Origin of the sequence: Psychrobacter sp. FME13 (assembly GCF_014861395.1) — a bacterium.
Classification (GTDB): Bacteria; Pseudomonadota; Gammaproteobacteria; order Pseudomonadales; family Moraxellaceae; genus Psychrobacter.
On record NZ_RRYV01000145.1, the window covers coordinates 1 to 8,231 of the forward strand.

Annotated in this window: 5 protein-coding genes and 1 pseudogene; all 6 read right to left on the minus strand. The window is 41.7% G+C overall.

Going from position 1 to position 8,231, the window contains the following annotated elements; translation table 11 throughout:
• Positions 1–496: 496 nt before the first annotated feature.
• Complete coding sequence (locus EI164_RS13080; protein WP_192520389.1) at positions 497–1,099, minus strand: class I SAM-dependent methyltransferase; 603 nt, start codon at positions 1,097–1,099, stop codon at positions 497–499.
• A 94-nt stretch (positions 1,100–1,193) separates the two neighbouring features.
• Entirely contained in the window at positions 1,194–1,616 is a 423-nt protein-coding gene (locus EI164_RS13085; RefSeq protein ID WP_192520390.1) for a hypothetical protein, read from the minus strand.
• A gap of 59 nt (positions 1,617–1,675) precedes the next feature.
• Positions 1,676–5,980: an ATP-dependent RNA helicase HrpA gene (gene hrpA, locus EI164_RS13090; RefSeq protein WP_225739293.1), complete on the minus strand. Its 4,305-nt coding sequence runs from the start codon at positions 5,978–5,980 to the stop codon at positions 1,676–1,678.
• A 115-nt stretch (positions 5,981–6,095) separates the two neighbouring features.
• Positions 6,096–6,854, minus strand: coding sequence for a hypothetical protein (locus EI164_RS13095; protein WP_192520391.1), 759 nt, complete (start codon positions 6,852–6,854; stop codon positions 6,096–6,098).
• 439 nt (positions 6,855–7,293) lie between these two features.
• Positions 7,294–8,082, minus strand: a complete 789-nt coding sequence (locus tag EI164_RS13100; RefSeq protein WP_192520392.1) for a metallophosphoesterase family protein — start codon at positions 8,080–8,082, stop codon at positions 7,294–7,296.
• A gap of 60 nt (positions 8,083–8,142) precedes the next feature.
• Positions 8,143–8,231: pseudogene (locus EI164_RS13105) on the minus strand (IS5/IS1182 family transposase); the annotation flags it as partial.

The following is an 8,231-nucleotide window of genomic DNA, read 5'->3' on the forward strand; positions in this document are numbered from 1 at the left end:
CGTATCAGCAAGCATTTAATCTAAACGGCAGTTACACAGAATTCGGGATGGTCTCCCTATGCAGGCGTTCTATAATATTAATTAGCGTTGCACTTGGTGTGTTAATCTAAGTTTTTCTAACAGTGCTTTACATGCGCACTATAAATTGACATAAAACGATTGCATTATAACAACTACCTAATTGAAAATGTACACTTGTAATAATTTCTTATCAATCGCTTATAATAACACTAGAGAAAGGGGCTATATTTGCCTTTATAGCTATGTTATCCGACTTTGTATGAAACTCGTTAAAGCTACAAGCATATTAGGCTGAACGTTATTAAAAACCCGACAAAGGGCATTCAGTAAGTGATTATCTAGCTGACGATCTCCAATTCAAATAAGATTAACTATATAAGGCACAAGAGAACCATCTATACATTTCGCAATGTATCACCTTCGCTTAGCCTACATACGTAGCACTATCAGTTATAAAACAAATAAACTTCTGGTTTTAAATCTCTCTCTTACCAACAAACTGAACAACGGCACTCAACCCTTGATGACGTTTTCCTTCTGACACCATACGCAGCTTTTCAACACCAATAATCTCTGTAAGTCCTCTCAGTTCACTCTGAAAATTATCTAGCGATCCAAAGCGTTCTTTTTGACTGGCTGGTGGACCTCCAACAGCATCAGTCTCCAACTGTCGTTCTGTATAAGCTTCGACGATAAATACGCCGTTTGGCTTTAAAGCAGTGACTACCTGTGTATGTATATACTGACGCACTTTGTCAGGCACATGTGCCCATATAGACACAATGGCATCCCACTTATCTGTACCAAACTGGTAATCAGCTAAATCAGCCACTTGAGTGGTAATTGTCACTCCTCTGTCTTTAGCTAATTGTACCGCTTTGATCAAACCCACTTCAGACATATCCATCGCAGTGACATCATAGCCTTGCTCAGCTAAGAATACAGCGTTTCTGCCCTCACCCTCTGCTAGACATAATACACGCCCGCCTGCAGGTATCTGCTCAAACGTTTCTCTCAAAAAATCATTAGGCTCTGTACCGAAAGCAAATTCTGTGCCACTATAACGTTCATCCCACATTTTAACTGTCCTTTTTCGTTTTATTTAGCTTGTATAATAAAATACTCTACTCACACTGTCTCAGTTTTAGCATCACATCTTACCTGACAGACACCTAGTCAACCTCAATGTTCAATATCTTTACGCCATAATATACCTTTGTATCGCTTACACGCCCTGCACTAAACGTTGAAGAGTAATTCTTAGGACGATAACGAACGATTATTTCACTATCTTTATGATATAACGTGACTTCACAAATATTATTCTTTTCGTTCACTTTTTTACTAGATAAAATGTGTGTTGGAAATATAGCTTCTTCCTTTAGAAAACTTTCGTTAACGAATTGAGATGAGATGGTACTTCGCACCTCATTTTGATAAACATCAGCTAAGCAGTCTCTATTATGATATAGCTTCCATAGGTTTAAGAGCTCACAAACTAAAAAACCAAGAGCAATAATCATGATAATCTTGAGCAAAAAACCATTACTGCCTGTTTGTTCTATACCTTTACCTTTGTTACCACTATTACTCATCTTGCCTCACATGAGAAAAATCCATTTACAAATACATACTTCAGCGGTACTACACCTCCTTACCCCACCTTATCCCACATTTTACTCAGACGTTTCGGTGATACTGCTATACGCGTTTTCATTGGTTGAGCGAAGAGTTGAATACGATACTCCTCCACCATCCAACGATAGTCGCTAATAGCCTCTTTATCCGCACGTCCTGCAAGGCGCTCCATATGTAAATCTAGCGCATAAACGCCATCGAGATCCGCATCAAGATTATGTTCAAGGCGTTCAAGACGAATCTCTAGTGCTTCTAGATAGCGTGGATACTGCTGCCAATGGCTATAGTCCATTCGGTAGACAAAATCAGCCAAATGCAAATCCTCTAGCTGATCTTCGATATCTTCAATAGACTCACCGAATATCTCTCGATCTAACATCAATAAGCCTTGGCGAATACGCTGCCATCGGGTATAGACATTTTTGAGGGTCTTAATCACGCTTTGACCAGTCAATAAAAAGCTACCAGCCACCACTTCTAAGGTTTTTTCATATTCTGCTGAGGTAAACGGCAACTCCTCAGCAAGCGCTACCGCAGTATCATCTGCATTTTCGGGCAAGTCTGTACTATGATCAAACAATATATAGTGCTCTTCAAGCGCTGCATCTAATGCTGCATCGATAACAATCGTTTTGAGCTTACTCATATCACCAAGTGGTGCAAATGCCAATTTAAAAATGCTATCAATTTGACTGGTGAGCTGTTTTTTCTTTGCACCAAGCTTACTTTTAATTAGCGTTAATACCCCGATGCGGTGTGCCTGTAATGCTGCATTAACATCCGTATACTGATGGATTGATACCGCCTCACCTGCATCATCAGCGACCAATGCCGCAAACTGCTTCATCACCACGCCTGCGCTATGATGATTTTTACTAAAGGAAAAGTGCTCGGGAAACACAGTATGCGCGCCTTGCTGCTCATTGACTGCTTGACTGGTTTCACTGGCATGTCGAATCTGTAACGTTTGCAGGTCACGACCTTTTTCGATGATACGGTTTTTATCATCAACGACGCAGATTTGTGGCTGTAAGTAACGGTCAATCGTAGACGGATTAAACTTATCTGGTGTCACTGACATAATGCCGCGACGATTAAGCGCTTGGCAGAGTTGCTTCAGTAGTCCTTGTCCACCAGCAGGTTGTAACTCGTCAAACAAGCCATCAGCCGTATCGGGAATCGGTACGATCTGACGGCGAATGTCTTTGGGTAATGATTTTAGCAACTGTAGTACCAGCTCATAGCGCCAACCCGGCACACCCCACAACAGCTCGATCGCATCAAGCTGCGGCAACGCAACAAGCGGTACGCGAATGGTCACGCCATCATCATCACTTGCTGGATCAAAGACATAACGTAGCGGTAGTTTTAAGTCACCTAGCTTCCATACCTCTGGAAAATCTCCTGTGGTCGGCGCTTGGCTATTAAGTACATCCTCATCAGTAAAGAATAAATGCTTGCTATCTGTTTTTTCGATTTCAGCACGCCAATCTTCAAAAGTTTTACGACTGGCAATGTGTTCAGGGATTTTTTTATCATAAAACTGATACAGCGACTCTTCATCAACCAATAAGTCACGACGACGTAACTTGTCTTCAATGCGCTCAATGTCTGCAATTTTATCCATGTTGTGCTGTAAAAATGGCGCTTGACGACCCAAGTTGCCAGTGACCAAACCATCACGAATAAAAATTTCACGTGACTCGCTTAGATTGACCTGCTCATAATTGGTCAGCTGCTTACTGATAATAATCAAACCAAATAGACTAATCTGCGCGTAGGCTTTGACGCGACCTGTCTTTTTTGACCAATGCGGCTCAAAGTAGTGATACTTCAACAAATCACCAGCAGCGGAGATAATCCATTCTGGTTCAATCTTGGCCACCGTGCGCATAAAGACCTGAGAAGTTTCTACTACTTCAAAGGCCATCACCCATGGTGGTATTTGCTTAAATACTGTACTGGCTGGAAATATTTTGGTTTTTTGCTGGCGAGCTGCGAGATATTCACCACGATTTTCGGTCTTATGAGCAATAGTAGAGAGCAGACCTGTCATCAACGCACGATGCAAGTTGGCGTATTTAACCGCTTTTAGATCTTCGTCTTCGATCGCTGTCGGGTCATTGGTTGTTATTTCAGTAGTCGCTTTTTTATCCGTACCTTTTACATCATTAACATCAGTAAGTTTTAGATCAGTGACCATTTGTACCAGTTGGCGGTGCGTCTGACTCCATTCTCGTACGCGTGGAAAGCTCAGATAGTTTTTCTTGGTAAACTGCTTACGCTGATTGCCAGACAGCTTATTGCCGTGTTCATCTTTTTCGAACAGTGCTTTCCATAGGCTTAAATAAAACAAGAAATCAGAGTCATCTTGACGAAACTCTGCGTGCTTTTGATCGGCTTGTTGGCGCTTATTAGCAGGACGCTCACGTGGGTCTTGTACCGCAAGCGCGGCGACGACTATAAGCATTTCACGAATACAGTTAAAGTCAGAACCTGCAACCAACATTCGCGCCAGCCTTGGGTCAATTGGCATACGTGCCATCTTTTGGCCAGTCGGTGTCAGACGCAGGTGATCTAGACCTTTTTTGGACTTCGATTTATTGGATTTAGTCGCAGAAATAGCTTTATTTTTAGAAGCAATCGCCCCTAATTCATCCAGTAGCTTATGCCCATCCGTAACCAAGCGACTGTCAGGTGGCTCGATAAACGAAAAATCATCAACGCTACCTAGGCGCAAATTGGCCATTTGCAAGATCACTGAGGCCAAGTTAGTGCGTAAAATTTCAGGCTCAGTGAATTCAGGGCGTCCGCTAAAGTCTTCTTCGCTATACAGACGTATACAAACACCTGGCGCAACACGCCCGCAGCGACCTTTACGCTGATTGGCGGCGGCCTGTGAAATCGCCTCGATCGGCAAACGCTGTACACGCGAGCGGTAAGAATAACGAGAAATTCGTGCAAAACCCAAATCAATCACATAACGAATACCAGGCACAGTCAGCGCAGTCTCAGCCACGTTGGTCGCGATAACGATACGTCGGCCACGACCGGATGGCTGAAAAATACGCTGCTGCTCATCGTACGTCTGCCGCGCAAACAAAGGCAGCACTTCTGTATGCCTAGGTCCATGACGCTCTAACACCTCTTGTGTCTCACGGATCTCAGCTTCAGTCGCGGCAAATATTAAGATATCTGCTTGATCAGCATGTCCTTTGTTTTGGGCATCGCCAAAGCATTCTTCGACTGCGGCAACGATGGCGCGTGGCAAGTTTTCTTCAAAATCATCATAACTGTCATCATCAGAGCTGTTTACTGGCTCGTCGGTTAATGGGCGATAACGAACCTCAACAGGAAAGCTGCGACCCTCAACATTAAAGATTGGCGCAGGCACTTTACGTTTAAGTTTGGCATCGTAATGACTAAAGTACTCACTAAAGCGTTTGGTGTCTAATGTCGCTGAAGTAATAATCACCTTTAGATCAGGACGCTTGGGTAGCATTTTTTTGAGATAACCCATAATAAAATCGATATTTAAGCTACGCTCGTGCGCCTCATCGATAATAATCGTATCGTACTTACTCAAAAACCGATCATGCCCTAATTCGGCCAATAAGATACCATCGGTCATAAGCTTGACGACTGACTGTGCCGATCCTTGCTCGTTAAAGCGAATCTTAAAGCTAACGGTATTCCCTAACGGTTCGCCCAACTCTTCTGCAATACGGTTTGCCACGCTTCTCGCCGCTAGACGTCTTGGTTGCGTATGCCCTATCTGTCCAGTAATACCACGCCCTGCTAGCATCGCAAGTTTTGGCAACTGTGTCGTCTTACCAGAGCCCGTCTCACCAGCGACGATAATGACTTGATTATCGATGATTGCTTGTACCAAGTCTTCTGCCCGTTGGCTGACTGGCAGATCAAGGTTTAGCTTGGCTGGCAAGTCAGCAGGAATGCTATCTATACGTGCCTGCACCACCTGCTGTGAGCGGGTTTTTATTTTTTCGTACTGCTCGCGTTTTTTCGTTAACGCATCATTGGCTTTTTCATTATTTTCTTTTTTGCTAGACACGACAGCACGTGCCAGCTCTCGCTCTAGACGGCTTAAATAGTAGCTGTCTTTGGCAAGTACAGGCAAATCGTCAGCTATATGAGATTGAGTAGCTTCTTTATCATTGCTTAGTGTGGCGCTGTTTGATGTGATATTAGAATTTCCGTGAGTTATGCTATTACTTTCTTTATTCGGATTAGTGGTGCTATTGATTTGGCGAGCAGCATCTTCGTTAGATGCTTGTGTGATATTCTTAGAATTATTGGGCATATTTACTTAGGCTATTTATTATTTAAAAGTGTTTAGATTATGGGGGTAATTTGAGTGCGATTCAAGTTGGTTATGATGTTTGGTTACCAACCAAACATCATAACTAAAAAAGCTTTTACTGATATTCAAAGCGTTCAGTCAAAAGGTTTTCAAGCTCGTCAGTCATAGGTTTGAATTTAAAATGCTCTGGTTCCATTTGGTTAACTAAAGCACGCTGACCCTCCTTCATCGAAGTATCCTCACATAAGAAATAATTCATCTCTTTACCAGTAATGGCATTAATAATATAAAAGGCGGTATCACCGTCTCCATACTGTGTCAGATTATAGTAATTATTCGGATCCCGCATAGTGATACTAGTAGCATTGAGATATTCTACATAATAGGCATCTTCAGTAGCTTGCTGTGCTTCTAACTTCAAAGGGTTATCTTGAGTGGCAAAATAGTACTTGAGCATATAACCAATGTCACTATTTACTACATCCAAACGTAAATGCTCACCATCTTCCGTAACACATTGATATATTGTAAAGGGCTCGTACACACGCGGGTTGGTGGTTGTGTTTTCATCTTCCACACTTTCCCATTCCATGCCCATAATAGGGGCATCTAACATGATACCTCCCTCTTCAATCAATTTATAACCTATCGGTACGTCTTGATCATTTACCATAGCTTGAGAGCTTGATAACTCACTGTTATCTTCTATAGCATTTTCAGCCTCGTTACTTAACAATGCTGTCGTATCATCAGATTTTTCTGGTTTATTCTTGTTATTCAAAAACGCTACGGCCACTAGAACAACAAACAGTCCTATTCCTATTCCAATACCTGCAATAATCCACTTAAAAAATCCTTTTATAAAATTTTGCAAACCTGTCCGCCCTATTCTATTTTTATGAATGAGTTGTTTATTCGATAAACTTGTTAATTATCACGCCAATTTTTAAAATTCTTGATACTCAAATAGCTAACATATAGTCAGTCCTAAACAAAAGAGGCACAACCACAAATACGGGTTACATTTTTCTTGCTTGCTGTGCCTACGCAGACAGAGGCGGCTCAAAATGTAACCCATATCGCTGTATTTGCTTTATAGTGGATCGACTATATTCTTTATCTGCTAAATTAGTACCTACTACATCATTGATACCACCTATGGGTTCAATAACCAATTAAAGGTTTGATATCAGAGCATTCACGTTATATATATTATCTATACCTATTTCAAACTAATCATCAATATGTGAAGCAGCATCAAAAGGTGAGTTACTGTCTTTAACAGTAAACTGCTGTGGGCATAAATCGTTTCCTTACAACACACGCCCTGTTCTCAGTGCAAACGCCCAATCCTCACGACCATTCTGTGAGGCCAATTGAGCAGCCGCCTCATAATCATACGGTACCTGAATATGTTCGGTTTGCCAGCACTTCCCTTCCTCGGTATCGACAAAGCTAATGATTGCATAATTTGCATGAGGGGAATAGGTCTGCATTCTGTGAATATTAGGTAAGTCATCTTCGTAGGCAGGATAACCAACACTACCAGTGTTGATAACCATTTGATCAGTCGATAACTTTACCGTACGCGGAATATGGGTGTGGCCACATATGACAACCGCACTATCAATACCACTAAGCAATGCCAAAATATCTGTATCGCTACGTGCTCTCAGTTGACCTGTTTCTATATTTTCTAACAGATAAACCATATCGTCGGTTGGCGAGCCATGGCATAAGTAGATATCCTTACTTAAATGACAATCAAAAGGTAAATCTTGCATCCACTTAATAGCCGACTTAGGCAAGTCTTCGATAATAAAACTTAGTGTTGGATTACCCGCAATATCTGCCGCTGTCGCCTCATATATCTGCCTATCTTGGTTGCCACAAATGGTCATAATATCGTCTCGACATGTCATCAGCAGCTCATAAGTCGCTTTAGGTGCGATAGGTCCATACAAAATATCACCAAGATTGACGATTTGCTCTATATTACGACGTTTTATGTCTGCAAGAACCGCCTCTAAAGCAAAGATATTACTATGAATATCTGAGATTGCAGCGATTGTATTTATATGCTTACTGCTAAATTTTGTCATAGTAATTATCTGCTCTCATCAATAAAGTTTTATACAAATATTATAGGGTGTGTATAGAATTCAAATCAGGGGCAACCAGATAAAGACACAAGCAAGCATTACCGCCGCTGCATAGCTATCTTTGAGCTTATCATATCGCGTGGCAATGC